Annotated in this window: 22 protein-coding genes and 1 riboswitch; of the genes, 8 read left to right on the top strand and 14 right to left on the bottom strand. The window is 54.1% G+C overall.

Annotated features, from left to right (window positions below; all coding sequences use genetic code 11):
• The first annotated feature begins 173 nt into the window (after positions 1-173).
• Together E1N14_RS10520 and E1N14_RS10515 are read left to right on the top strand one after the other, a co-directional pair.
• Entirely contained in the window at positions 174-1,229 is a 1,056-nt protein-coding gene (locus E1N14_RS10520) for a DUF4365 domain-containing protein (RefSeq protein WP_062793472.1), read from the top strand.
• A gap of 100 nt (positions 1,230-1,329) precedes the next feature.
• Positions 1,330-1,614, top strand: coding sequence for a hypothetical protein (locus tag E1N14_RS10515; protein ID WP_025009683.1), 285 nt, complete (start codon positions 1,330-1,332; stop codon positions 1,612-1,614).
• A gap of 129 nt (positions 1,615-1,743) precedes the next feature.
• Here E1N14_RS10515 and E1N14_RS10510 read toward each other — a convergent pair whose 3' ends face one another.
• From E1N14_RS10510 to E1N14_RS10475, 8 genes are all read right to left on the bottom strand, one after another.
• The gene (locus E1N14_RS10510; RefSeq protein WP_082813100.1) at positions 1,744-3,156 is read right to left on the bottom strand and encodes a putative metalloprotease CJM1_0395 family protein; all 1,413 of its coding nucleotides are present in this window, start codon (positions 3,154-3,156) and stop codon (positions 1,744-1,746) included.
• Between the two features lie 3 nt (positions 3,157-3,159).
• A complete protein-coding gene (locus E1N14_RS10505) occupies positions 3,160-3,414 on the bottom strand; it encodes a hypothetical protein (protein ID WP_025009680.1) in 255 nt (84 codons plus the stop codon).
• 124 nt (positions 3,415-3,538) lie between these two features.
• Entirely contained in the window at positions 3,539-4,696 is a 1,158-nt protein-coding gene (thiH, locus tag E1N14_RS10500; protein ID WP_062793470.1) for a 2-iminoacetate synthase ThiH, read from the bottom strand.
• Complete coding sequence (locus E1N14_RS10495; protein ID WP_025009679.1) at positions 4,689-5,468, bottom strand: thiazole synthase; 780 nt, start codon at positions 5,466-5,468, stop codon at positions 4,689-4,691. The genes thiH and E1N14_RS10495 overlap by 8 nt, the downstream gene beginning before the upstream one ends.
• A gap of 1 nt (position 5,469) precedes the next feature.
• Entirely contained in the window at positions 5,470-5,670 is a 201-nt protein-coding gene (gene thiS / locus E1N14_RS10490; protein WP_025009678.1) for a sulfur carrier protein ThiS, read from the bottom strand.
• Complete coding sequence (locus tag E1N14_RS10485; protein ID WP_247600876.1) at positions 5,660-8,146, bottom strand: bifunctional hydroxymethylpyrimidine kinase/phosphomethylpyrimidine kinase; 2,487 nt, start codon at positions 8,144-8,146, stop codon at positions 5,660-5,662. Before E1N14_RS10485 ends, thiS begins: the two co-directional genes overlap by 11 nt.
• Position 8,147: 1 nt before the next feature.
• Positions 8,148-10,250 (bottom strand): phosphomethylpyrimidine synthase ThiC, encoded by a 2,103-nt coding sequence (gene thiC, locus E1N14_RS10480; RefSeq protein WP_062793469.1) that lies wholly within the window; start codon positions 10,248-10,250, stop codon positions 8,148-8,150.
• 229 nt (positions 10,251-10,479) lie between these two features.
• A riboswitch (TPP riboswitch) is annotated at positions 10,480-10,579 on the bottom strand.
• 164 nt (positions 10,580-10,743) lie between these two features.
• Positions 10,744-11,655: a hypothetical protein gene (locus E1N14_RS10475; RefSeq protein ID WP_152134904.1), complete on the bottom strand. Its 912-nt coding sequence runs from the start codon at positions 11,653-11,655 to the stop codon at positions 10,744-10,746.
• A gap of 90 nt (positions 11,656-11,745) precedes the next feature.
• On the opposite strand from E1N14_RS10475, the gene E1N14_RS10470 reads away from it, so the two are divergent.
• On the top strand, positions 11,746-11,976 hold the full coding sequence (locus tag E1N14_RS10470) for a hypothetical protein (protein ID WP_152134903.1): 231 nt from the start codon (positions 11,746-11,748) through the stop codon (positions 11,974-11,976).
• A 284-nt stretch (positions 11,977-12,260) separates the two neighbouring features.
• Positions 12,261-12,941 (top strand): PAQR family membrane homeostasis protein TrhA, encoded by a 681-nt coding sequence (trhA, locus tag E1N14_RS10465; RefSeq protein ID WP_037436562.1) that lies wholly within the window; start codon positions 12,261-12,263, stop codon positions 12,939-12,941.
• Positions 12,942-13,010: 69 nt separating this feature from the next.
• On the opposite strand, the gene E1N14_RS10460 is transcribed toward trhA, so the two are convergent.
• The 4 genes from E1N14_RS10460 to E1N14_RS10445 are packed head-to-tail and all read right to left on the bottom strand — an operon-like array spanning position 13,011 to position 19,625.
• Positions 13,011-13,592 carry a tRNA-uridine aminocarboxypropyltransferase gene (locus E1N14_RS10460; RefSeq protein ID WP_025009673.1) on the bottom strand — a complete coding sequence of 194 codons (582 nt, stop codon included), beginning with the start codon at positions 13,590-13,592 and terminating at the stop codon, positions 13,011-13,013.
• Positions 13,593-13,622: 30 nt separating this feature from the next.
• Positions 13,623-16,781, bottom strand: a complete 3,159-nt coding sequence (locus E1N14_RS10455; protein ID WP_062793467.1) for an error-prone DNA polymerase — start codon at positions 16,779-16,781, stop codon at positions 13,623-13,625.
• Positions 16,781-18,466 (bottom strand): Y-family DNA polymerase, encoded by a 1,686-nt coding sequence (locus tag E1N14_RS10450; protein ID WP_025009672.1) that lies wholly within the window; start codon positions 18,464-18,466, stop codon positions 16,781-16,783. Before E1N14_RS10450 ends, E1N14_RS10455 begins: the two co-directional genes overlap by 1 nt.
• 1 nt (position 18,467) lies before the next feature.
• A complete protein-coding gene (locus tag E1N14_RS10445) occupies positions 18,468-19,625 on the bottom strand; it encodes an ImuA family protein (protein ID WP_152134902.1) in 1,158 nt (385 codons plus the stop codon).
• Between the two features lie 152 nt (positions 19,626-19,777).
• Here E1N14_RS10445 and E1N14_RS10440 point away from each other — a divergent pair, with 152 nt between their 5' ends.
• The gene (locus E1N14_RS10440; protein WP_025009670.1) at positions 19,778-21,205 is read left to right on the top strand and encodes a HAMP domain-containing sensor histidine kinase; all 1,428 of its coding nucleotides are present in this window, start codon (positions 19,778-19,780) and stop codon (positions 21,203-21,205) included.
• Here the strand turns inward: E1N14_RS10440 and def are convergent.
• Positions 21,202-21,696, bottom strand: coding sequence for a peptide deformylase (gene def / locus E1N14_RS10435; RefSeq protein ID WP_025009669.1), 495 nt, complete (start codon positions 21,694-21,696; stop codon positions 21,202-21,204). The genes E1N14_RS10440 and def overlap by 4 nt on opposite strands.
• A gap of 176 nt (positions 21,697-21,872) precedes the next feature.
• On the opposite strand from def, the gene E1N14_RS10430 reads away from it, so the two are divergent.
• Together E1N14_RS10430 and E1N14_RS10425 are read left to right on the top strand one after the other, a co-directional pair.
• Positions 21,873-22,235 carry an MGMT family protein gene (locus tag E1N14_RS10430; RefSeq protein ID WP_037436559.1) on the top strand — a complete coding sequence of 121 codons (363 nt, stop codon included), beginning with the start codon at positions 21,873-21,875 and terminating at the stop codon, positions 22,233-22,235.
• A 19-nt stretch (positions 22,236-22,254) separates the two neighbouring features.
• Entirely contained in the window at positions 22,255-22,983 is a 729-nt protein-coding gene (locus E1N14_RS10425; RefSeq protein WP_231473497.1) for a DUF3108 domain-containing protein, read from the top strand.
• Here the strand turns inward: E1N14_RS10425 and E1N14_RS10420 are convergent.
• Entirely contained in the window at positions 22,927-23,727 is an 801-nt protein-coding gene (locus E1N14_RS10420) for a class II glutamine amidotransferase (RefSeq protein WP_025009668.1), read from the bottom strand. The two genes, E1N14_RS10425 and E1N14_RS10420, sit on opposite strands and share 57 nt — an antisense overlap.
• Positions 23,728-23,979: 252 nt before the next feature.
• Here E1N14_RS10420 and fadE point away from each other — a divergent pair, with 252 nt between their 5' ends.
• Positions 23,980-26,430: an acyl-CoA dehydrogenase FadE gene (gene fadE / locus E1N14_RS10415; protein ID WP_025009667.1), complete on the top strand. Its 2,451-nt coding sequence runs from the start codon at positions 23,980-23,982 to the stop codon at positions 26,428-26,430.
• Positions 26,431-26,544 lie beyond the last annotated feature (114 nt).

Raw genomic sequence — 26,544 nt, 5'->3', positions numbered from 1 at the left:
ATATCATTAAAGTCATATAGATATAAAACACTGTTGGCAGATAATAGGTTTGGAGACCGCGTATGCGCGTATAGCCGCAAGGGATCTAACTAATACAAAGAGATAGCGATGCGCGTTTACACTCCTCCGAGGACAAGCGTACTATATACAGCTGTTAGACTTTTTGAGGCATCATGGGAACAACTAAACTGAAAAGCTCGGCAATGGCTAAAAGAGGAGTTAATTATGTTCGAAACATAATTGAATCCTCAAACAGTATCTTTCATGAGGTGCACCAAGAAAATGATTATGGTAACGATGCGTTTGTAGAATTAGTAGATGAAGAAGACGTGAAGGGTATTACCGTCGCATTGCAAATCAAGTCGGGAAAATCTTTCTGTACCAATAAATCTTGCTCCATTCCTACTTCTAAAAAACACTTTGAGTACTGGAAGTCACACTCATTACCTGTAATAGGTATTGTCTATGATCCGGATGAAGATGCTGCTTATTGGACGGATATTAAATACCATATTGGCTCCGAACAGGACGTAATAAACAATGGCCCTTACACAGTGACTTTCAATAAAACAGAGTTATCAAGTTTCACGTCTAAAAATTTTGAGAAGATATTCAAGCCCTTACATTTGAAACAAGAGATCAAACTGTCACTTGAGGAATCAATTAAATTTTCTGAATCGAACGACTATACAGAGCACTGTTTAGGCTTAAGTTCATTGGCTCGATGCCATACCCAATCTGAAGAAGCTTGGATGAAAATACTTAATATTTTCAAGAGTTGGGACGTTAACGAGTTAGATCCAGCTATATTGTACTATTTAGCACACATTCCTGGGCACCCTGATATATTCTGGCGTAGCGGGCAAGATATCCCAACTAGCTTAAGGAATAACTTACGCTCATCTATAGCATCTATGTCAGAAAGTGATGTTGTCAAAATGCTGAACTTGCTAGATGAAGACGACTGTTTTGAGCGTGGCTCATTAGGGCAAAATGCTGAATCTCTTATCTCGTTGATTCATGAAAAAGAACTCAAGCTCTTAGCTATCATTGAAAATAAAGAACTAATGACACATACACGTGACTCGGCAGTGATTCTTTATGCTCATTATTTGCAAGAGAAAGCAATTGACATGTTGAAACGGCTTTGGGAAAAGTACCCTGAGTTAAGCTGGACTAAAGAAATGGCTATACAGTTAGAGCAAGAAGGCTACGTATACCTTTACTAAAAAAATCTAACAAACGCCATAAAAAACGCGCCCTTTGGCCGCTCGACTTGCAATACGTTCCTCGCGTTTGTGGCGGGCGTTATATGTATAGGAAAGAGATATGATCGAGAAGCCTAAAGTAACTACGCTTACAGAAGCCAAGGTAATACACAAGCTTCATTGTGGCGAATGCAACTGGAAGCAAGAGATAGCTGCAAACACCGATGCAGAAATTAAGTGTTGCCCTTGGTGTGGATGGAGTGATTTAGACATAAGCACAGTTGCTAATGAAGGTGGATTTCAAGAAATTGAATGCGAAAAGCACGGTAAAGTAACAGTAATTATGCCAAGTCCAAATATTGAACTACTAGATTTTATGGATAATTTATTTTGCCCATTCTGCTGAGAATATAGATTCCCAACGTTAATGACGCGGAAGTAAACCTCCTACTATGCTTTGTTTAAGCATTGAACAAAGAGGTTATTAAACCGTGCCCTCGCCGAACTCAAATTGGCCTTGAAGATATGTGAAGCACTAACGACTCTCATCCCGAATGCGCTGCGCCTGTTGCTGCTCAGCGGCTATCACGTCGGCAACTGAACCCGACTCAAGCTGCAACTCGGCCTTGGGTGGACTGAAAGCCTGTTCATTCAAGGCATTTGACTGCTGTGCTATGGCGCCCATCAAACGAGACAGACCTATGGGGAAGTTTGCAGAGTCGCCAGCCTTGGGTTCAAAGGAAGGCGCGGACTTTTCAGCAGCCGGATCTGCGGCTCCCAACAGGTTTTGACTCAGCTCAGGCTTTGGTGCGGCGGCAAGTCTCTGGGTTCCGGCCTCTTCTCTTGCCTGGTTATATTTACGCATCGCCTCGGCGGCAACCCGGATATCGGCCATGGAGGGATCGACAGGTGCCATCGCCGCCGCATAGACCTGTTTCATTTTCGCCATGGTCGCCAGCGGATCGCCGTTCACTACAGAGACATCTATCTGAACTTCACCTTCCACCGCGTAACGCTTGCCATCGGGTCCTTTCTCGAATTCAAATGCCGGTTGTCCGGCATGGATCCCGCCTACCGCGGCATGAGCCTGTTCATGGGATCGCACCTGGGTATCGCGCTTCATCAGGGAGTCGATTTCCCGCTCAAGCGCCTGTTGCTCACGACTCTCACGGTTCTGCTGCTGTTTCTGTTGCGCCTCATCCGGCTTGGGTTTGGGTTCGGGTTCGGCTGCGCTTGTCGTATTCGGCTCCCCGGTTGACTGGCGAGCCGCCCCTTCGTCCCCTTCTTTTACTTCGCTGCCTACCTGGCTCGATGAGCTGCCTGAAGAGTTGCCGAAAGCCTGCTCTGCCCCACCCATTGAGTTGGCGGAAGTATTTGTGCCATTAAAAGCGGGAACATCAGGCGCTTCTCCCGCTAAAGTCACTGGTATCGCGCGGCTGCCGGCAATGTCATTCCCCTGGCCGGAAAAGGCAGATGCTTGAGCCGATATCCCCGCGAGCGGCATCGATGCTTGAACCTCTCCATGCCAATGGCCGGAGCTGGACAAGGCCGCGGCCCCAAGGGCTCCTTTAGTCAAACTGATCAGTGCTTCCCGCGGCGGCTTTACAGTTTGTGGCTCTGAATGTTGTGCAGCTGAACCTTGGTGCGGGCTCGAATTGACTGAGCTCGAATTGACTGAGCTTGAATTGACTGGGCTTGTATTGATTGGGCTTTGATTTCCCGAGCTCGGGTTTAATTGACTCGGGTTTATTGGGCTTGGCTTTACGCCACTTACCTGAGAGGGATTTTCCTGAGAGGGATTTTGAGTGACGGAGATTTTACCGGCAGGGTTGGCGCTGATAGGCGATTGGTTTATGGAGCTGCCACTGCTTAAGTTGGCAATTGACGCGCTTGGCCGCCGGGACACGGCTGTTGCCGTCAGCCCCGCGCCGGCCAGCGCGCCAACCATATATTACACCTCGATATCTATGATACTGCCCAAGGTGTCGGATGCGCGTTCAATCACCTCTACTGAAGCTTGACCCTGTGCCTTGGATTCCAATGCCGATACCAATGCCGAGGTTTTATCTGCCTCCTCAACCGGGCGGGTCGAATCGGCCTGCTGCGCAGGTGCCGGACGGGCGATATCCACTGTTGCCTGAGTCAGGCCGGACTGGGCGCTTTGCAGCCCTTGAACTCCCGCCGAAAAAGCCGATGGAATTTGCATGATTGCCCCTTGTCTGTATTGGACTGTGGATTTTCGTTCTGTGGTTAAAATCAGTTGCTACCATTTCAGCCACAGCTTTGAACAATTATTGGCCAATTCAGTGCAAATGTACAGCCCGAAAGATTTATGCGCCTTGATGGGTTTCCGCAAAAGAGGCGCCTGCGAGCCAACTCGCGTCCCAATCTTTCCACACAGGTTGCATGCCTTGTGCTCGAATGGCGCTGACTACCTCAGGGACGGTTCGCTCATCACTTATCTGGAACTGATCCAGCTGCAACTTGGGATTGCTGTAACCACCTGGCTCTGTTGAGCTGGCGGCACTCACATGGGTGATCCCTAGGGGCAATAGATTGTTCCTGAGTGAGGCGCTCTCCCGGGTAGAGAGACTCAACTCCAGCGCCGGGCTGAACAAGCGCATGGCGCAGATTAGTTGCACCAGTCCGGCATCATCCAGAGTCACAGCCGGCGTTACTCCGCCAACGCAAGGCCTGAGCCTTGGCAGCGACACGCTGAAGCGGCTACGCCAGTACTTTTGCTGCAGATAGTCCAGGTGCAACCCCATCAGTGCCGAGTCCAGGCGCCAATCATCCAGCCCGAGCAAAACCCCCAGGCCTATCTTGTCGACCCCGGCCCTGGCGGCCCTGTCCGGTGTATTGAGCCTGAAACCAAAGTCCTTTTTATTGCCTCTGAGATGATGGCGGTCATAGGTGGCGGGCTGATAGGTCTCCTGATATACCATCACGGCATCCAGTCCCTCATCAACCAGGCGCCGATAGCCCGCTTCGGCGAGAGGCTGCACTTCAATCGCCAGGTAGCTGAAGTCCTGCTTGAGCGTCAAAAGCGCCTGGGCAAAATAATCCAGCCCTACCTTGGTTTCATGTTCGCCGGAAACCAGCAACACAGAATCAAAGCCGCGCTGCTTGAGAATGGCAATTTCAGCATCCAGTTCGGCCTGGCTTAGGGTCTTGCGGCGAATTTTATTGCTCATGCTGAAACCGCAGTAATCGCAATCATTGGCGCACAGATTGGAAACATAGAGCGGCGCATAGAGACCTATGTTGGCGCCAAACTTCTTGCGGGTGAGCGCAGCAGAAAGCTGCGCCATAGGCTCGAGAAATTCCCGGGCCGCCGGTGACAAAAGAATGGGCAAGGCCGAGGGATTGTGCGCTATCGTCTCGGGCCGCGCCAGACAGCGCTCAACCTCGGCGGCGCTGACACTGGCAATAGCAAGGCGCAGTAGATCTCTGTCGATAGCGGTAAAACGCTCAAGAAAATCAGCCATGGTTTTCTCCCAGATTGAGAAACCCGGTCAGCGGACTGGTGTTTTGGGCTCGATTGCTGATGGTCCCGAGTCCGGCAAGATAGGCCGCTCGCCCGGCGCGCACCGCATCCTTGAAGCAGCCCGCCATGGTCACGGGATCCGAACTGGAGGCGATGGCAGTATTGACCAGCACGGCATCGGCGCCCAACTCCATCGCCCGCATCGCCTGAGACGGCGCGCCGATCCCGGCATCCACCACCACAGGCACATTGGCCTGCTCTATGATGATCTTCAAAAAGGGTTCTGTGGCCAGCCCCTGATTGGAACCTATGGGACTGCCAAGCGGCATCACGGCGGCGCAGCCGACCTCTTCGAGGCGCAAGCACAGCACGGGATCGGCATGTACATAAGGCAGTACGGTAAAGCCATTGCTGCACAAGACCCGGGCCGCTTCCAGTGTTTCTACCGGATCCGGCAATAGATAACGGGGATCCGGGTGGATCTCCAGCTTCAATAGTTGGGTGCCCAGCATCTCCCGTGCCAGCTCGGCGGCAAAAATTGCCTCCCTGGCATTGCGAGCCCCGGCGGTATTGGGCAGCAGCTGCACGCCGCGCTCTTTGAGCGGTGCCACCAATTCATCGCTATCCTGGTTAAAATCGAGCCGCTTCATCGCCACAGTGACCAACTCGGCGCCGCTGGCCACGAGCGAGCGTTGCATCAGCTCTGCCGAAGCAAACTTGCCGGTGCCGCCAAACAGCCTGGATTGAAATTCAAACTCGCCAATTTGCAACATATCAACCTCCGGCAACGGCGGAAAACAGCTCGAGACTGTCTCCGCTTTGACATTCAAGCATTGGCCACTGAGATCTGGGCACTACGGCGCCATTACGCACCAGCGCCACGCTGCCAGGCGCTATCTCACACCACTTGAGCAGCTGTAACAGCGTCATAGCCTCAGGCAACTCTTTGACTTGATTGTTTATCTTAATTTGCATCGCAATTCTCCTCACGGCTAAGCTCTGGGCGCCCTGTCATAAATTGGGCTTCGGTTTGAAGTTCAGCCTCAGTGTGGGTTTGACAGCAAAGACATGCCGGGTCGGCGCAAAGCGCAGCCTCACGCACGCTTAAAGTGCGGCAATCCAAGCTGATGAGCCGCCCCAGGGTGCTGCGCTCTCCAAGCAGAGTATTGATGGTTGCCAGCGACTGCATCGCCGCCAGGGTTTGCACCGCAGGACCCAGCACCCCCATGTCGCGGCAGCGCCCCGAGCCTGTGCTATCCCGAGGGAACAGGCATTCATAACAGCCCGCCTCGGGGTTAAGCCAAGGGGCGGTATGACACAATAGGCCGGAATCGGCGCTGATCGCCGCCGCAATCAACTCTTTGCCCAGCTTCACACAGGCTTGATTAAGGTTATGACGGCAAAGGAAATTATCGCTGGCATCCAATACCAGCGACGCCTCGCGAATAAGCTCCGCGCTCTTGGGGCCAAACAGTTCGGGCTCAATCTCAATCAGGCAGTTTGGATAATCGCGCGCCAGCTTTTCCTTGGCCACGTCGACCTTCAAACGGCCGATATCCTGCTCGTTGTAGAGCAGTTGCCTCGGCAGATTACCCAGCTCGACAATATCGGGATCGATAAGAATGAGACGCCCTACACCGGCGGCGGCCAAAGAGTGCGCCAGATGATGGCCAAGGCCTCCGAGCCCCACTATAGCGACCGTCTTTGCCCGTAAGGCGAGCTGCCCCGCTTCTGAGACTCTGGGCAGCAGCAACTGGCTGCCGTAACGGATAAAGTCGCGATCGCTCAGCCCGGCACTGCCCTGAACTCCAGTATTTTGTTGAGCATAGCTAATCCCACTTGCAATAGCGGCTGCTCGCCCTAACCAGCTTTGTGTCAGGCGCCTGAAGGCCGTTACCGGCTCGGCGGCCTCGGTAATGGCCCGCACCACGGCGACATTGGCCACACCGGTATGCTTGACGGCATCAAGGTTATGCTCGTCAATGCCGCCTATGGCGACCGTCGGCAGCAAGGAGCCGAAAGTTTCGCTGTAGGCGCCAAGGCGCGCCAGTCCCTGGGGCAGAGATGGCATTACTTTGGTCGTGGTGGCAAAGATATGTCCGAGGGCCAGATAACTGGGCCTGTGGCGCAATGCAAGCAGCGCCTCGAAATAACCATGACTGGATAACCCCAGCGCCATACCCGCCCCTTGGATGGCCTCAAGGGATGCCTGGCTGAGATCCTCCTGGCCCAAATGCACACCAAAGGCGCCGTGGGCAATGGCCTGTTGCCAGTGATCATTGATAAAGACCCGCGCCTGATATTGGCGCCCGAGCGCGATGGCGCGAATGATCGCCTGCTCGGCGCTCGAACCGGGCTGTACTTCCCCCTTGAGACGCAATTGAATGGTGCGGCAGCCTGCCTTGAGTAAGACTTCCAGCAATTCGACATCGGCCACGACCGGGTAGATACCCAAATTATGGGGCAGCGTTTTGAAGCCTTCAGCACTAACGGCATCAGCAGAGGTTGGCGCTGCAAGCCAAGGGGCGCCGAGCACCTGTGCTGGGTTGGCCCAGGGATAATCCTCCAGCGGCCAGATGACAGGCATAAGCTCGGCGGCCAGACAAGCCCCGGGGCGACCTAAGGGCCCGGGACCACGGCCTACCCGATAGCTCTGCGCCAAGGCGCCATTGATATAGGCCTTGGCCAGGATCAGGGCATCGGGCAAGATCCAGTCGTGGGCCAAAAATGCCGCTATGGCACTGGATAACGTGCAGCCGCTGCCATGGTTGTTGCTGGATGCTTGTCTTGGGCTCGCCAACACAAACCCCTGCCGTTGATGCAACCCGGAGCTGTGAGGCAAGTCTTTAAAAAGCAATAAGTCTTCTGCCAGGCCGCGCGCTATCCCCGCCTCGAAATCCCCGCCCTTGGCCAAGAGATGGCAAGGCAGTTCGTTTGCCAGGCAATTTGCCGCATCTTGCCAGGACGGAAAGTCATGAATATCGCTGCGACTCAGCAACGCCAGCTCGTGAATATTGGGGGTCAGCACAGTGGAGAGCGCCGCCAGCGGCCGGTAATCGAGCCTCGCTGCGCCCATTGCAGTGCTCTTTGAGAGAGCGTCGCCGCAACTAGCGACCATGACAGGGTCGACCACCAAAGGAACATCAGGCAGGTGCCGAGCCAACCAGTCACAAAGCTGCTGCAGCTGCGCTTGATTGGCGAGCAAGCCGATTTTTATCGCCTTGGGCGGCAAGTCACCGAGCAGAGCATTGAGCTGCGCCAGCAACATCTCCTCGCTCACCGCCTCGGTTAGCGTCACTGTCACACTGCTTTGGGCGGTCAAAGTGGTGATGACAGTGCAGCCATGACAGCCAAGATTGCTCAAGGTGGCCAGATCGGCCTGGATCCCGGCGCCGCCGCCACTGTCTGAGCCGGCTATGCTCCAGACTATCGGCCTTTTATCCGCCGCCATTTCAGGCTTCCTCTTCATAGCGTGCAGCCTCTGGCTCGGGTTTGGGCTTGGACTTGGGTTTGGGATTGGACAAAGACTTTTCACTTGCCGTAGCCGGATGATACAGGGTGCTGCCAGCGGCCTTGAACTGCGCTGACATCCGCGCCATCCCCGCCTCGGCATCCAGTACTTCCAGCGGCTGTGCCGTCAGTTCTTCAGCCTGCACTGGCTCGGTTTGTCGCTCTGCCGAGTCTGGCTCTGACGCCTCCCCTGAAGCTAGCTGAGATGCAGACAAGGATGCTGCCAGAGACGCAGCATAGTCGCGTACATCCTGGGTGATTTTCATTGAGCAGAACTTGGGGCCGCACATGGAGCAGAAATGCGCCACCTTGGCAGACTCCTGAGGCAGGGATTCATCGTGGAACGCCCGGGCGGTATCGGGATCCAACCCCAGGTTGTATTGATCTTCCCAGCGAAACTCGAATCTGGCCTTGGACAACGCATTGTCGCGCAGCTGGGCGCCTGGGTGCCCCTTGGCGACATCGGCGGCATGCGCCGCAATTTTGTATGCAATAAGCCCTTGTTTAACGTCTTCCTTGTTGGGCAAACCCAGATGCTCCTTGGGGGTCACATAACAGAGCATGGCGCAGCCGTACCAGGCAATCATCGCCGCGCCGATGCCAGAGGTGAAATGATCATAGCCGGGCGCAATATCCGTGGTCTGGGGCCCCAAGGTGTAGAAAGGGGCCTCATCACAGTACTCAAGCTGCTTGTCCATATTCTCTTTGATCAGCTGCATAGGAATATGGCCCGGCCCTTCGATAATGGTCTGCACATCGTATTCCCAGGCGATTTTCACCAGCTCACCCAAGGTTTCCAGCTCGGCAAACTGAGCCTCGTCGTTGGCATCGGCAATCGAGCCGGGGCGCATGCCGTCACCGAGCGACAGAGAAACATCATAGGCGGCGCAAAGCTCACAGATGTCGCGGAAATGGCTGTAGAGGAAGTTTTCCTTATGATGGCTCAGGCACCACTTGGCCATAATGGAGCCGCCACGAGATACCATACCTGTCACCCGATTGGCCGTCATGGGCACATAACGCAGCAAGACCCCGGCATGAATGGTGAAGTAATCCACTCCTTGTTCGGCCTGCTCTATCAGGGTGTCGCGAAACACTTCCCAGCTGAGATCTTCGGCAATGCCGTTGACCTTTTCCAGCGCCTGATAGATGGGCACAGTACCTATGGGCACAGGCGAGTTGCGCACTATCCATTCGCGGGTTTCGTGGATATAACGGCCGGTGGACAGATCCATTACCGTATCGGCGCCCCAACGGGTGGCCCACACCAATTTTTCCACCTCTTCCTCGATGGAAGAGGTCACCGCCGAATTACCGATATTAGCGTTGACCTTCACCAAAAAGTTACGGCCGATAATCATAGGTTCGGCTTCAGGGTGGTTGATATTGGCGGGAATAATGGCGCGGCCACGGGCCACTTCGCTGCGAACAAACTCAGGGGTTATCGGCGTGGCAACTATAGCGCCAAAGGCTTCTCCTTTGGCCTTGCGGGCCAGTTGCGGATCTTTGGCAAGCGCTTCGTTGGCCCGGGCCATATTTTCACGAATGGCGATATATTCCATTTCAGGAGTGATAATGCCGGCGCGGGCGTAATGCAATTGGGTCACCCGCTTACCCGGCTTGGCCCGGCGCGGTTTGGGCAAAGCGTCGAATCTCAGATGATCCAGCCCTTCATCCGCCAGCCGCTGCTGGGTAAAACTGGAGCTGACCGAAGTCAGCTCTTGCGTATCATCACGCTCTAGGATCCAGCCCTGGCGCAGTTTATCAAGGCCCTGGCGCACATTGATAGCCGCGTTGGGATCTGAATAAGGGCCGGCACAATCATAAACACGTACAGTGGGATTGGGTTCAAATTGCTCACTGCCATCTTGGGTTGGTATTCGGGTGTCTGTCTGCCTGATTTGGCGCATGGCTACCTGAATATCGGCCCGGGAGCCCTGAACAAACAGCTTCTGTGAATTGGGATGCTGCAAGGGTTTAAGGTTATCGATAAAGGCCTGGGCGGCCTCACGGGTTTGACGACGATTGGATTGACGATTTGACATAAGCAAGCTCACTCTTTTGGAAAATGAAATTGCTTGTCAGGAGAGTTGAATAAATAAGCGGCGCAAGCTGACTGGTTAAACTCCTTGATTTGGAGTCCTCCTCCGGCGGTGTTGGCAGACTGACCTCGTGGTTTCAGGTCAGTTCAATGTCCGCTTGAGAAGCCAGATATCGCCTCGGCTCTTTAAAGCCTTTGGCATAGATTTTTGCTCGCAGTGGCTACGGTAATGCTGCAGCTGAATGCTTGTTTCCTTCGCAGGTGCTAGCCTGATCAGGTTCAACGGATCCCGAATAAACGGTCTCAGCCCAGAGGGCACTCCGACAAGATTGCTGCCGAGTATAAGCACAAGCCGAAGCGGGAAACAAGCCCAATGACAAAACGCGCCGCAGGATCAAATCCATTAAAATCACAATTTAATTATCTGAATTAAATGGAAATACTCGCAAAAATTGAACAAAAAATTTATTTCAAGTCAAATAAATTGATTGCAAAACTCACTTACCAAGCCGCTTTAGACGGCTGGCCACCGCCTCCTTGAGTGCTTTTTCCATCTCTGTCTGACCGCACTTAAATGGAAACCCCAAGTTTTCGGCATAGGGATTGAGCGGAGTCGGCACCTTGACGACCCGATAACAGGTATCACCATCCTTGACGATACGGTTGGGGTCGAGCGGCAGATCCAGACTGGCCACTTTATTGAAATCATCGGCGTCATTGACCCAAAGCACCTCCATCTCCCCATCCATTTCACTGAGGCTCTTACGTCCCGTGGCCTTATCCGCATATTGCTGTGATAGCTGCTGCAGCGCCTGCTGTTGAGAGTGTTGCAGTACTTTTCGGGCAGACTTTAATGCGCTTGAACTGAAGTCCAGCTGGGCTTGCTCTGCCGGCTGCGATCTAAAGTCATTTGCTCGCTCGGGCGCAGGTACGGCTGCATTTTTCGTTTTTTCAATGACTCTACCAATAGGCTTAACGCTTTGAGCCTGAGTCTTGGGGATGCTTTGCTCTTTCTGGTCTTGAACAGCCACTTGTTCAGTCTCTTGCGCTGACTCTTCGGCGGCCTGTTTTCGTGGCTCAGTGTTTTGTTGCTCGTTTTTTTGTGGCTCAGAACGGTTGCTTGAGTCAGCTTTTTTAACCTCTATCGCTTCCTTGGGCTGGGTTATTGCTTCTTCCTCCAAGGCTTTCGGCACTGGCGTTAACTGTTTTGGACTGGGCTGACTGAAATACAGATAGGATTGCAATGCCTTGGGTTTGGCAGGCTCTGTCACCACTCTTTGCCATTCGGCCTGCTGCCAAAACCAAGATAACCCCAGCAATAGTACTAAGTGCGCGGCTCCCGCCACAGTCCAACTGCTGAAGGCGTTGCCCTTTGCCTCACCATCCCCCTGCTCTGCTTTTTTAGCCATGCCAACTTGCGCCAGGCATTGGGGTTGAAACCCAAGCTGTTGACTAAAAGGCGATTGGGCAAAGAAAGGGGCAATCGAATGTGATTGAGAATGGCTTGGTTTGCAGGAGCAGGCATTAATGATTTCATCCAGACCAAGCTCAAAGGCAGCATCCCTACCCGGGATGCTGATGCTCAAGCTTGCCATTGCCGCCGAGCTTTCGTCTCGGCTGGCAATAAACTTTTCTGGAAGAGAAGGCATAAGCCGCTGATTTATCCGTCGCTGAATGTAAACTCAGTGTTAGAGAAAAACCCTCGGCAAAAAGTTCATTCCCTTGTTTGAAAAGCAATTTACGCTACAAACTCAAATCGATGGCTTCAAGCAAAACAGGTAAAACCCTTGTCGAATAAGACTGACGGAATCCTCTGAACAAAATAACTGTAAAAAGCGACTTGGAAGCCGGGTAACGAGTTGTTAAGGTTCAACATTAGACGTTTGCAAAAAATGCAGACGATACGGTTCAAAGAACAAACCAATCTCAGCGAACACTTGTACACTTTTATCTAGCCATGGCGCTACGGCGCTGTTAGACTCACTTTCAATGAGGTCGAACCAGAGAGTCAATCATGCCCAACAGCAAAGCCCCAGCAGCCGAAGCCCAGTTCAATGGCCAGTTTTCCGCTGGATACAGTCTGAATGAAGAGATAGCCAATGCCGTCAGCCATGGTTTGGGTGTGATTGCCGGCATTCTGGGGTTGGTGCTGATGTTGCTCAAGGGCTGGCATTCGCTGGACGCCATTCAGTTAACAGGTGTAACCATCTACGGCAGCAGTATTATCCTGCTGTTCCTCTGCTCGACCCTGTATCACAGCATTCCTCAGCCAGTGTGGAAACGGCGCCTCAAGATGCTGGATCACTGCGCCATCTATCTGTTGATCGCCGGAACCTATACCCCACTGATGTTAATTACTTTGGCCGATGCCCAGGAAGAATGGGTGCTGATAGCCATCTGGTCGTTGGCACTGGGGGGAATAGTGTTCAAGAGCTGCTTTATTCACAGATTCAAGGCGCTGAGCCTGGTGCTGTATCTGGCCATGGGCTGGCTCTGCGTCGCCGTGTTGCCTGAGCTTATCGATAATCTGTCAACTGCCGGGTTCAACTTGCTGTTGGCCGGGGGCCTGAGCTACAGCTTGGGGGTGATCTTCTACGCTACCAAGGCGATCCCTTTCAATCATGCCATCTGGCATCTGTTTGTGTTGGGCGGCGCCGTTTGCCATTTCCTGTGTGTTTATCTGACGGTGATCTAACGCAGGCGGATAGACTTAACTCAGCGCCGCCGTAGAGACGGCTTCCGGCTTGCTGTTGCAACTGTACAACTAGGCCGGAGCTCTTATCTCTGCCTGCCATTGATTAAACTCACTGAGTAACCGCCTGGCGGCGATACTATAGTCTCCCCCCAAGTTTTGCCAAACAGCCGCAATACATTCCAAGGTACATAACCCGCCCTGGCGCTGATTGCGCCGCAAGCGAAACGCCGAGTCCTGCTCTGTTTGCAGCTCGACTCTGGCAAGCGACTGCAGATAGGGGCTTTGGCGATACATCTTGCCGGCCTCCTGCCAGGTTGCATCGAGTATGACCAGCGAATTTAGCGGCTTCCCTAATTTCAGATCAGCTTTCTGAGCGGCTTCCTGAGTAGCGTCTTGAGGCAATGTTGCGCCCTGAGCCGGGCTTTGGTTTGGGCTTTCATTTGCAGCTTGAGTTCGCGAAGTACTTTCTTCGGTTTGCGGATAGAGTAAGGCTGTTCGCCCCAAAGACAAGTGCTCCATTAGCCAAGCATCCGGGGCTTTACGCGCCCACAATACCCGCTTACAGAGAGTCGGATAAGCATTAAGCGCCAGGGTGGCTGTATTACTGGCTCGATTCAGCTCTCTTTCATGGGTCAGCAGGATTATTTTCACAGGCAACAGCAGCTTAAAATGGGTTATCGGCTAATGGAAATCCCGCGAGTTTACCACCAGCGCGTGCATACTGCCCGAGATATCCTCCAGCCGACCGGCCAGCAGATGCAATACGCCGGACGAAAATTCCACGACCCCGCTCACCTTGAGGATCCTGGCGCTCAAATAAGCCTGTCTCTGGGCTCTGGCCGTATCACTCCATACCACCAGATTAACATTGCCGGTTTCATCTTCGAGGGTGATGAAGGTGACTCCACTGGCGGTGCCAGGCCTTTGCCTGCCGACCACCAGCCCCGCCACAGTCACATTCTGCCCATGACGACACTGCCATAAAGAGGCGGCGCTGTGACACTTGCCGAGTAACCCCTGCTCTCTGAGCAGTGCCAGAGGATGGCGCCCCAGAGTTAGCCCGGTACAGGCGTAGTCAGCCAGCAAGGCATCGACTTCGGTGACCTCAGGCAAGGCGGTTTCAGGGCGAAAATCGGCCTCGTCCGGCTGCTCAAACAGAGGCAAACTCTGCTGACGGGCGGCCAACTGCCACCTGCTCTGATGGCGATCGCCGCCCAGGGTAGCAAAGGCATTGGCGCTGGCCAGCGCCTCCTGCTCACGCCTTGGCAGTGCCAGAGCCGCCAACTGCGACAAGTGAGTAAAGCCCTCGTTCCGACCCGCTACTATCTTGGCGGCGCTGTGCTCGGATAATCCCTTGACCAACCTGAACCCGAGGCGCAGTGCCAAGGAGCCATCGGTTTGTCGCTCCAGTGTGCTGTGCCACTGACTGAGGTTGATGCAAACCGGCAACACCAGGCCGCCATGATGACGAAGATCCTGAATAAGCTGTGACGGGCTGTAAAAACCCATGGGTTGACTGTTGAGCAAGGCGCAGCAAAACGCCACTGGGTAATAGTGTTTGAGAAAGGCCGAAACATAGGCCAGGAGCGCAAAGCTGGCCGAATGAGACTCGGGAAAACCATATTCGCCGAAGCCGCGGATCTGGTTGAATATCTGCCTGGCAAAGGTGTCACTATAGCCTCGGGCCGTCATCCCCTGAAGCAGCTTGTGTTCAAATTGCTCCAGCTCGCCACTGCGTTTCCAACTGGCCATGGCGCGGCGCAATTGATCGGCTTCCCCGCCACTGAAACCTGCGGCGACCATGGCCAATTGGATCACCTGCTCCTGAAAAATGGGCACCCCCATAGTGCGTGACAACACGCCTTCCACCTCGGCCGAAGGAAAAGTAACCGGCTCGATTTTATCGCGGCGGCGCAGAAAGGGATGCACCATGTCTCCTTGAATTGGACCCGGGCGCACTATGGCTATCTGTATTACCAGATCGTAATAACAGGCGGGTTTGAGCCTTGGCAGCATGCTGGTCTGGGCGCGCGATTCCACCTGAAACACCCCCATGCTGTCGCCCTGCTGCAACATACGATAGACGGCCGGATCTTCCCAGCGAATATCCGACATGGCAAAGGGACGAATGTGACGGGAGATCAACTCGAAACATTTGCGGATCGCGGTCAGCATTCCCAACGCCAATACATCGACCTTTAACAGCCCCAGACTCTCGAGATCATCCTTGTCCCATTGGATCACAGTGCGCTTGGCCATGGCGGCATTCTCTACCGGCACCAGCTCGGCCAATGGCCCGGCCGAAATCACAAAGCCGCCGACATGTTGCGACAAGTGCCTTGGAAAACCCATCAGGGTCTCCACCAGCGGCAACAACCACTGCCCCAAACCTTGTTGTGGCAACAGCTTGCCTTGTTGCAACTGCTGCTGCCAAGGCACTTGCGGATCGCGGCGATCGACAGCGCCTATCAGCTCATCCAGCCGTTGCTCGCTGAGCCCCAGGGCCTTACCAACATCTTTCATGGCACTCTTGAAACGATAAGTGATCACACTGGCGGCCAGGGCTGCACGCTCGCGGCCATATTTTTGGTAGATATACTGGATCACCTCTTCGCGGCGTTCATGTTCAAAATCGACATCGATATCCGGCGGCTCATGGCGCTCCTTGGAAATAAAACGCTCAAACAGCATGTTGACCTTGGTAGGATCCACCTCGGTGATCCCGAGGCAATAACAGACCACAGAGTTGGCGGCCGAGCCACGTCCCTGATGCAGTATCCCTTGCCTGGTGGCAAAACAGACCAGATCATAGATGGTCAGGAAAAAGTATTCGTAATTGAGCTCGGCAATCAGCTTGAGCTCGCGCCGATACTGAGTCTGCACTTCAGGTGTTATCGCCTCGCCAAAACGCCTGCGGGCGCCCTTTTCCACCTCCTGCGCCAGATATTCACTGGCGCTTAGGCCGCTTGGCACCAACTCGGCCGGGTACTCATATTTGAGTTCATCCAAGTTGAAATGGCACCGGGACGCCAGCTCACAACTCCTTGCCAACCAGGCTTGGGGATGACGCCTGGCCATAGCGGTTATCGGCTTAAGCGCCATTTCGGCATTGCCCGATAACAGCTCACCGGCCATGGGCACGGCGCGGCCATGGCGGATACAGCTGAGTACATCGTGCAGCCTTTGCCGCTCTGCAAGATGCATCTGCACATTACCGGCGGCGACACAGGGAAGGGAAAAACGATTCGACAGCACCTCACAGGCCTCGAGATACCAAGCCTCTCCGGGTTGCAATTGCCGCTCCATCAAGAGATAAAGCGGCAGTGAAAACACGGCTTTGACCCGTGTCGCCAGGGCATTCAATTGTGCCAGACTGCGCTGCTGCAGCTGCGTCAACCAAGGAGTTTGCTGACTTAGGCTTTGGTGCTCAGTGCTTTGCAAGTCGGCTTGCGCCAGCAACTCGCTCACAGATGGTGGCCGCCACAGGCAAAAGCAGCCGCGGTCAATGGCCGCAAAATCATCCAGGGTTAACCGATACTTGCCCTTATCGGCCCGGCGCCGCCCCCGGGTTATCAGAGTGCTGATAAGACCATAGCCCCGGCGATTTCTTGCCAGCAGTACCAGGCAGCCTTCCGGCAGGTGGAATTCGGCGCCGACAATCAGCTTGATATCGCTTTGTTTGGCGGCCTCATGCGCCTTGACCACACCCGCCAGAGAGCACTCGTCGGTAATGGCGATGGCCTCATAGCCCAGTTTGGCGGCCTGCTGCACCAACTCATCCGGGTGGGAAGCCCCGCGCAAAAAGCTGTAATTGGAAATAGCATGCAATTCGGCGTACATCAGCTGAACCAAGCGTGCAGAAAGAGCCCATTAGCGGTGCGAAACAGCCAACACAGACCGCCGCTCTCCTTATGATGGGCAAGAAAATAATCCCGGCAGGGGAAAGGCCCTGAATGCCAGGGGCTTTGTAACCTTTCAGGCCCCCTCAGCAGCTCTACGGCTTCAGGAGCAATGGCTTGCGGCTCTTGCAGCAGCCAAAGAGGCCGCAGTGCCAGCGACGGCTGAACGGGCGGCCTTGCCGGTGGCGGCCAACGAGTCAGGGGAGCCGCAGTGCTGGCCAGTTCAGGCATGGGATCGGCCGCCAACACCAAAGAGCGCACCTTATGGCTACCTAACCTGGCCTGTAATCTGGCGAGTAATTGATTGGCATCCTGCTGCTGCCCTTCTCTGGACTCGGTCAACTCTCGACTACCCAGCTGCTGCGACACAAACTGCCTGGCTCGCAGCTCAATATCGACGACCGGGCTCGGCAGTTGCAATCCTTCCAGCTGTAAACGGCAGAGCTGAGATAACCCCTGCAGTTGATATTCCCCGAAGGGATAGTTGAGTGTCAGTTGCAGCGCCCGCGTCTCTGGCTCGCGAAACTTCAGCCACAGCTCCAACCGTTGCACCGCCAACTGCCTGATCCGCAAATAGGTTGCCAATTCCCCCAGCAGTTTTTGCAATGGAAACAGCAATCCCTGAACCCACTCAACATCATGCAGCAAGGTCAACCTTGCCTGAAACTGTTCGGGTAACTCATATCCCTTGCGGCAACAGGGCAAGCGCCCCTGGATTTGTGCCAGCAGCTGCAGCAAACCTTGACCAAAGCGCCGCCCCAACTCGGCAAGGGGTAAGGCATCAAGCATGGCTAGAGTCGTCAGGCCAAGCGCGCCGAGTCGTTGCCGCTCCTCTTGGATTAATGGCAGCAAATCCAGTGGTAAATCTGGCGGTAAGCCGTGATGCACCTTGAGGCGCCCGGCTTTTTCAGCTGTGGGTGAGCTCATGAAGGCAGCTGATACCGCGCTGATGCCGACGTGAGTATGCCGCGCCAATATCGCCGCATCCAGCGGTCTGTGTGCCAGCACCAATGAGCATTCCAGACCATAGTCGGCGACTTTGTTGAGATAAGCCTCGACAATGGCACTCAAACTGCCAAACAGTTTAACCATGGACCCCACTTCCAGCAGCAGTGTATCTGTAGGCCAGCGCGCATCGGCCGCGTTTTTGGCAGCTTGTTCAGTAAGCCCGGATAACAACGGCGGCCAGATTCTGGCGCTGAAATCATAGCTCCACTGACATAACCAATCCCGCAACGCCTCGCTGTCCACCTCCTGCAGTGGCCAGAGTTGCAACTCTCCCAACAGCGACTGGGCGCTGCCGACACTCATCCCCGCTGTAACGCCTTTTGCTTGAGCGGCGGGACAGGCCGAATGTATGACCAGCTTCCGGCTGTCATACAAGGCCATGGGGACTTGGGGATCAAAAGGCTCTGACGCCGCAGCGGTTGGCACTGCTTTTGGTTGATTTTGGGTTTGGGGCTGAGTTTGAGCGCGTATTTGAACCTGAGCCGCACCACTACCTGCCATACTTCCTGTCATAGTACCGGTCATAGTGCCCGTCATATTGTCGAGCATAGTCAGGCGATAACGCTGATATTGCAGCAATAGCTGCGGAAACCAGACTCCCATCCATACCTGGGGCATCTCAGATAGCCTCTTGACTCTGAGCAGTATGGCTTTGAGTGGTTTGAGAATTGACCGTTTGCGGATTAGCGCTTTGAAAAACCCCCGCGGGCTTGTTTGACTCTTGCCGTGCCGTCCAGGGATTAGGCGCGTATTCATTGGATGCAGCAATCCTTGACTGCGCCATCCCCCAAGGACCATGAAGCACGTTACCATAAAACACAGTGCTATGAAGACCAGTGCCATGTAAACCAGAGTCGTGAAGCACAGAGTTGTGAAGCACAGAGCCATTGGCCTTGCGGCCGGAATGCTTTGGATCAATTGAGTCTGTTGAGCTACTTAAGCGATGATTGGGAGCCGCCTTGCCGCTTCTCAGGGTTACCACGCCCGGCTCGACATGGGGCAGTTCAAGCGCCAGTGCCGGCAAGCCACGCAGATGCAATTCAGGGACGGGCCAACCACCGCGACGCTTTAAAATTTGCAGCCTGGCGGTATTAACGCCAGCTACGCTGATAGCCAGCTTTAGGGTGACAGGATGATTGCTGTCGGCCTGAGCCATAGGCAACTGGCAAATTCCCAGAGCTTTGCCCTGCTCTGCGGCAAGTTGCAACCTTCTGGCCTCAGTCAGTGTTAGCTTGTCCAGCCAAGCCAGCACCAGGGGACAGGCGCCGCTGCTCAGCCCTTGCTCCATGGCCCAGAGCACCTCTTTACGCTGGGTTAACTCCAGCCACAAAATACGCTCGGCGGCAATACCGTGCTGGGCAAAGCTCTGTGCCAGCGGCTGCAATGGCGGTGCTATCAGCATTATCATGGCATCTTTGGACTCATCCCCTCTAAATTGATTTCTTTTGGACTGATTTTTTTCGGACTGACTTGTTGCCGAATGATTTCTTTCGAAATGAGAGCCACACTGAGCCGGCAGTAAATAACGCATCAAAGGCAACAACAGGCTGAGTTCCCCGTGCCCAGGAGACTGGCTGAAGAGCTCACAAATGCCCTGCCTTGGCCACCCGGCATCACTGAGCTGCGCATCCAATGTTTCAAAACCACTGGGATACCCCAATATTTTGCCCTGACTGCCCGGCCCCAACCAGAGATCCCGGCGCTCCAGCAGGCCGTTCAAGGCCTGAGATTTTGCTGGATCAGATTTTACAGAGTGAGTTTTGGCTGAAAGAGACATGAAAAACACCGATACTGTATTTTTATACAGTATAGCGAACTTTAGCCAACTGACAAGTCGTGCTGGCGCCAAAGCCTTAACCCGAGATAGAATAAATGAGAATGATTATCGAAACATATTCTCGACTTCAGCGAATAATTCAGGAGCTTGCCTTGCTGCCCTTTTCCGGCCTGTTTTCCCAACTCCAATGGCGACTGTTTGGCTATTTTGGTGTGTCATTACTGCTTATCCTGCTGCTCGCCAGTAGTATTGAAGCCATGTTGCTAAACCGCTTGTTACTGCTGCCCCAGCAGACCCAAAGCCAGTTACAGCAACTGGCCGATGAGGCCAACGACTATATCGTCAGGGGCGATATAGCAGGACTGGCGGATTGGGAGGGGCGTCAGGCATTTGTACTCTATGTGCTGGATAGCAAGCAGCAGGCGGTGAGTCAGCGGGAAATGCACCCGCACTTTGTTTACAAACTCAATTTCCTCAAGCAGTTGCAGCAGCCTATGGGGGACAGGGTGCAAAAACCTTTGATAGGCCTGCCACTACGCAATAGCCTGGAGCCGGACAATCCCCTGCTCTTGGTGGTACAACTCAACGCCTCTTTACACCCGGCGCAGCAACTGGATAAAAGCCTCTGGCTTATCCGTATCCTGGTAGGACTACTGGTGCTCTTGTTGTTCAGTCGTCTGCTGAGCCGCCATCTGATCCAGCCGCTGAGTTTACTGCGCAGTGCCACCCGTCAGCTGGCACAGGGCCAACTCGATACCCGGATTGCCGGCCATTTTTCACTAAAGCAGCCGGAATTTTTCCAGTTGGCGACCGACTTTGACCATATGGCCGAGCAGCTGCAAAAGAGCATTCAAACCCAGCAGCGGTTACTGAGGGATGTATCCCACGAACTGCGCACTCCCCTTGCCCGGCAGGAGCTGGCCTTACACCTGTTGGAAAATCGCTTGGGGGAGGAACATCAACAACCGCTTGCCAGGCTAAGACGCCAGGGCGAAGAGATGGCGCAATTGATTAACACTATTTTAGACTTCAGCCGCCTGAGCAACGGCTTCATTAAGCTGACGGCAGCGCCTTTTACCCTGACAGAATTACGCCGCTCACTGCTGCAGGAGCTGGAGTTTGAGTCTGGCCCCAAGCAAAGCATAGTCTGGGCACAGGCCCCCATTGATGAGCAAACTTTGCATACCGATATGGCCTACTTGAAGCGGGCGCTGGAAAATGTCTGTCGCAATGCCCTCAAATATGCCGGTGAAACCTGCCGGGTGGAAATCCAGGTATCTCAATTGGGTGACGACAAATTGGGTGATAGCAGACTGCAGCTGAGTGTCAGCGATAATGGCCCCGGGATCCCCAAGGAGCAACTGGAAGCCTTGTTCAACCCTTTCACCCGTTTGGATGAAGCGCGTCACTGCTCTCAGGGAGGTTATGGGCTGGGGTTGGCGATTGTGCGCCAGTGTATGCAGCTCCTGGGCGGCTCGGCCCAAGCGGTCAACCGGCCTCAGGGCGGTTTGAGCATATTGCTTGAGCTGCCGCTGCAACTGCCAAGCTGCAGCGAAGCCCAACTTAAGTCTATTGCTTAGGCGGTAAACTTACGCACCTTCTTCAGTGCCATCTCCTGTTTAAGGCGGGAGAGATGCTCGATAAATACCTTGCCGTGCAGATGATCGATTTCATGTTGCAGCACTATGGCCAGAAAATCATCACTGTGGATCGTCTGGGCTTGGCCCTGGCGATCCAGATAGCTGACAGTGACCGACTCGAAGCGTTTTACCTTGGAGCGATAACCGGGAATGGACAAACAGCCCTCTTCACCGATAAATTCGCCGCTGGACTCAGTGATCTGCGGATTGATCAGCACCAGAGGTTGATTACGCTCTTCTGAGATATCAATGACGATTATCGCGTGTTCACTGCCCACCTGGGTCGCGGCCAAGCCGATACCATCGTCTGTGTGATACATGGTTTGCAACAGATCATCAATGAAAGGCTGCACGGCTTCTATTTCGGTGACAGGTTTGGCTTTACGCTTGAGCCTGGGATCGGGAACCGTCAAAATATCCATAATTGCCATAGGGTTATATTCTCAATTTACTCGACTTGGCGTTCAATGGGCGCCATTATGGCGAAAAAGCATCAAAAGGCAAACCTTGCATGTGCAGCACAGAGCCGCCAAGGCACTTTTGCCAAGTGAGTAACCTCCGCTATGGAATGGTATTATAATTTGCGCCAATAGCATCAGGAGCCAAGATGACCCCGGAAACGAGCGCCCCGCCACTGAGTCCAATGCAGAAGATTTGGCACATAGTTGCACTGATCCCCGAAGGTCGGGTGGCAAGCTATGGCAAAATTGCCGACTATGCCGGCTTGCCCGGACGGGCACGCTATGTTTCCCGGGCACTGAAACAGGCGCCGGACAGCCTGGCACTGCCCTGGCACAGGGTTATCAACAGTCAGGGGAAAATCTCCTTTGCCAAGGATACCCATCCGTTTCAACTACAGATGAGCCTGCTGCGCAGCGAAGGCGTACAAGTGAACCAAGGCAGAATTGCCCTGTCTGAATATGAGTGGCGGCCGGACATGGCCACTCTGGTCTTGTCCATGCCGTTTTAACCACAGGAGACTGCCTTTGATCCGTTCGCTTCTACTTTTGATACTGTTACTGCCCTTGCCGTTATGGGCGCAGACCAGCCCCCTGGCACCCCACACCGCCGAATATCAGGTCAATTATGGCGAAATCAATCTCGGTGGCGCCCGTTTTATGCTGTTGCCGCCAGAGGGCGACTTCTATCAATACAAGTTGGACAGCGATCTCAGCCTCTTGGTGCTGAGCGATAAACGCCATATCCGCAGTGAATTTACCTATCAGGATGGTCAACTGACGCCGCTGCGCTTCAGCCATCAGCGAACCGGCACAGGCCCCAACTTCAATGAGCAGATAGCCTTTGCCAAAGAGCAGGGCAAAATTTTCAGTCGCTACAAGGATGAAAAGAGCAAATTGGACTATTCAGGCACTCTCTACGATGCCCTGATGGTGCAGCTGCAGTTTCGGCTGGATCTCGCCGCCGGCAAGGAGCCCCTGGCCTATGAGCTGGTCAAGGACAACGAGATAGATGACTATCGTTTCAAGATAGTCGGCAAGGAGCGGATGACACTGGACAGTGGCGTCTATAACACGGTGAAACTGGAAGTGGTCCGCGACAGCACCAAGCGGCAGACCTTTGTTTGGATGGCGCCAGATCTCGGCTGGCTGCCGGTGCGCCTGACCCACTTTGAGTCAGGCAGTAAGCAGCTCGATATCAAGTTAGCCAAGCTGAGCCTGGGCTCGGAAGTCAATAACCAGCTCGCCAAGACGGAATAATTTCCAGTCCCCCGGCGCCAACAGCTGCCAGTTTTCATTGCCGGTCAGCGGCCGGGTGGCTATAACAGTGACCACATCCTTGGGGGTGGTCTGGGTGTCGAAATCAATCACCACATCCGTGTCTATCAGCTGCGCCCGGCCAAAGGGCGCCCGGCGGGTGATATAGCAGAGGTTATTGCTGCAATAACTCATCAGATAACGGCCATCGCTGAGGATCATATTAAACACCCCAAGAGTGCGGATCTCCTCGGCAAGCTGGGCCACATACTCAAACACGGGCAAAATATCGTCCGGCTCGGATTCGCCGAAACGCTCGACCAGGCGGCTCATTATCCAGCAAAAGGCCTGCTCACTGTCTGTGTCACCCACGGCCTGAAAGCGGCCGCTTTGAAACTTCTGTTCATAGTCAGACAACTGGCCGTTGTGGGCATAGGTCCAGTAGCGGCCCCAAAGCTCGCGGGTAAAGGGGTGGGTATTTTCCAGCGAGACTTCACCGCGGTTGGCCTGCCGAATATGGCTGACCACCACTTCACTCTTGATCGGGTATGACTTGATAAGGCTTGCCACATGGGACTGGCTGCTGGGACTGGCATCCTTGAAGGTGCGGCTGCCCTTGCCTTCATAAAAGGTGATCCCCCAACCATCCACATGGGGGCCGGTCACCCCGCCTCGCTCCGCCAGCCCGGTAAAGCTGAAGACAATATCCGTTGGCACATTGGCACTCATCGCCAGCAGCTCACACATCTTGTTTTTCCTGTCACTGAATCTGTTATTTCATTATCTGCGGCATTGTAGCCAAGCCGTGTCGGCAGGGGAATTATTGCTTGCAATAAAAAATTTAAACAATTGTTTGAAAAATGCTTGTATTCGATTTCGCTTAGGTTTAATTTTATTGCGACACAGGTCTGACCACATACTATAATTGTGATCTTGATCGCCCTCAAGCGAGGCGTTCTACACTGAATAAAGTGGTCGTTTTATTAAGGAGAACAAACAGTGACTACCCTACTATGGATCCTGGCATTGCTCTTGGTTTTAGGAGCAGCAGCGTACCTCAGAGTATCCCTGCTGACCGCAACCATAGCCGCCGCAGTGGTCATGGCAGCAGGCAGCCTGCTGGATGTAACTGGACTGATTAGCTGGATAATTTTCCTGGTTATTGCCCTGCCGCTGAACCTGAGTGCCTTCAGGCAGAGTGTGATAACCCGGCCATTACTTAAACTCTATCGCGGCATCATGCCGGAGATGTCTTCTACCGAAAAAGAGGCGATTGAAGCCGGTACTACCTGGTGGGAAGCCGATCTCTTCGCCGGTAATCCCAACTGGAAGAAGCTGCACAACTATCCGGTTGCCCGTCTGAGCGCCGAAGAACATGCCTTCCTGGAAGGACCTGTGGAGGAAGTCTGCCGCATGGTTAACCAGCATATGGTTTCCCATCAATTGGCGGACTTGCCTGCCGAAGTATGGCAGTTCCTCAAAGACAAAGGCTTCTTTGCGATGATCATCAAGAAGAAGTACGGGGGTCTGGAGTTCTCTGCCTACGCCCAATCCCGGGTACTGCAAAAGCTGGCCGGTGTCAGCAGTGAACTGGCCTCGACCGTAGGTGTGCCCAACTCACTTGGCCCGGGCGAGCTGCTGCAGCACTATGGTACCCCGGAGCAGCAGGATCACTACCTGCCCCGCCTGGCCAAAGGTTTGGAAGTTCCCTGCTTTGCCCTGACCAGTCCTGAGGCCGGTTCAGATGCCGGCGCCATTCCGGATTTCGGTGTGGTCTGCAAAGGCCAATGGCAAGGTGAAGAAGTACTGGGGATGAAACTGACCTGGAACAAGCGCTATATCACCCTGGCACCTGTTGCCACAGTTTTGGGGTTGGCATTCAAGCTTAAAGATCCCGAGCATCTGCTTGGCGATAAGGAAGAGCTGGGCATTACCTGCGCCTTGATCCCGACCGATGTTGAAGGTGTGGAAACCGGCCGTCGCCACTTCCCGCTCAACTGTATGTTCCAAAATGGTCCTACCCGAGGCAAAGAGGTGTTTGTTCCTCTGAGCTTTATCATAGGTGGCCCGAAAATGGCGGGACAAGGCTGGCGCATGCTGGTGGAATGCCTGTCGGTTGGCCGCGGCATTACCCTGCCCTCCAACTCAGCCGGTGGCGTTAAAACCGCGGCTTTGGCAACCGGTGCCTATGCCCGCATTCGTCGTCAATTCAAGCTGCCTATCGGTAAGCTGGAAGGCATTGAAGAGCCAATGGCGCGCATCGGTGGTAACGCCTATCTGATGGACGCTGTAACCTCCTTGACCACCACAGGTATTGATCTGGGTGAAAAGCCTTCCGTCATCTCGGCGATAGTCAAATATCACCTGACCGACAGAATGCAGAAATGCGTTATCGACGCCATGGATATTCACGGTGGTAAAGGGGTATGTCTTGGCCCCAACAACTATCTGGGACGCGGATATCAAGCGGCACCTATCGCCATTACAGTTGAAGGGGCCAACATTCTGACCCGCTCAATGATCATCTATGGTCAAGGCGCCATTCGCTGCCATCCGTATGTACTGGCAGAGATGGAGTCGGCCTTTGATACCGACGTAAACCGCGGCCTGAATAACTTTGATGCGGCGCTGTTTGGCCATATTGGCTTTACCACAAGTAACCTTATCCGCAGCCTGTGGATGGGCCTCACCGGCAGTCGCTTCTCCAATGCGCCTTTTGCCGACAAGACCAAGCGTTACTATCAGCATATGAACCGCTTCAGTGCCAACCTGGCCTTGCTGTCGGATCTGGCGATGGCGACCTTGGGGGGTAACCTCAAGCGGAAAGAGCGGATCTCTGCCCGCCTGGGTGACTTGCTCAGCCAGCTGTATCTGGCATCGGCAACCCTCAAGCGTTATCAGGATGAAGGCCGTCAGAGTGAAGATCTGCCACTGGTACAGTGGGCGGTTGAAGACGCGCTCTACAAGCTGCAGTCTTCTCTGGATGAGCTGCTGGATAACTTCCCTGCTGGCCTCGGCGGCGTGCTGCGCCTGGTGTTGTTCCCCTTCGGTCGACCACTGAAGCGCCCAAGTGATGTGTTGGACCACAAGGTAGCCAAGATAATGCAGACCCCTTGTGCCAGCCGTGACCGTCTGGGTAAGGGACAATTCTGGGAAGCCTGCGACAACAATGCCGTAGGTATTCAGGAGCAGACCTTCAAAGACATACTGGCGGCAGAGCCCCTGTATGACAAAGTCTGTAAGGCTGCCGGCAAACGTCTGCCCTTCATGTGGCTGGATAAAGTGGCCGCAGAAGGCAAGGCGCTGGGGGTTCTGAGCGATGATGAAGTGGCCCTGCTGGAGCGCGCTGAAATCGGCCGAATGAAATCCATCAACGTGGATGACTTTGACCCCGCCGAACTCAAGGCCCAGAGCCTGGAGCAGGACAGCCGCGAAGAACAAGCTGCTTAAACCTGCCGAGTAACAAGCATGAAAAAGGAGACTCTGAGTCTCCTTTTCTTTTATGGCGAGGCAGACTTGATCACTTTTATGTGTCTATCTTTTATGTCTCTATCTTCTCTGTGC

Source organism: Shewanella algae (assembly GCF_009183365.2).
Lineage (GTDB): Bacteria > Pseudomonadota > Gammaproteobacteria > Enterobacterales > Shewanellaceae > Shewanella > Shewanella algae.
This window is presented reverse-complemented; position numbering and strand designations above follow the sequence as displayed.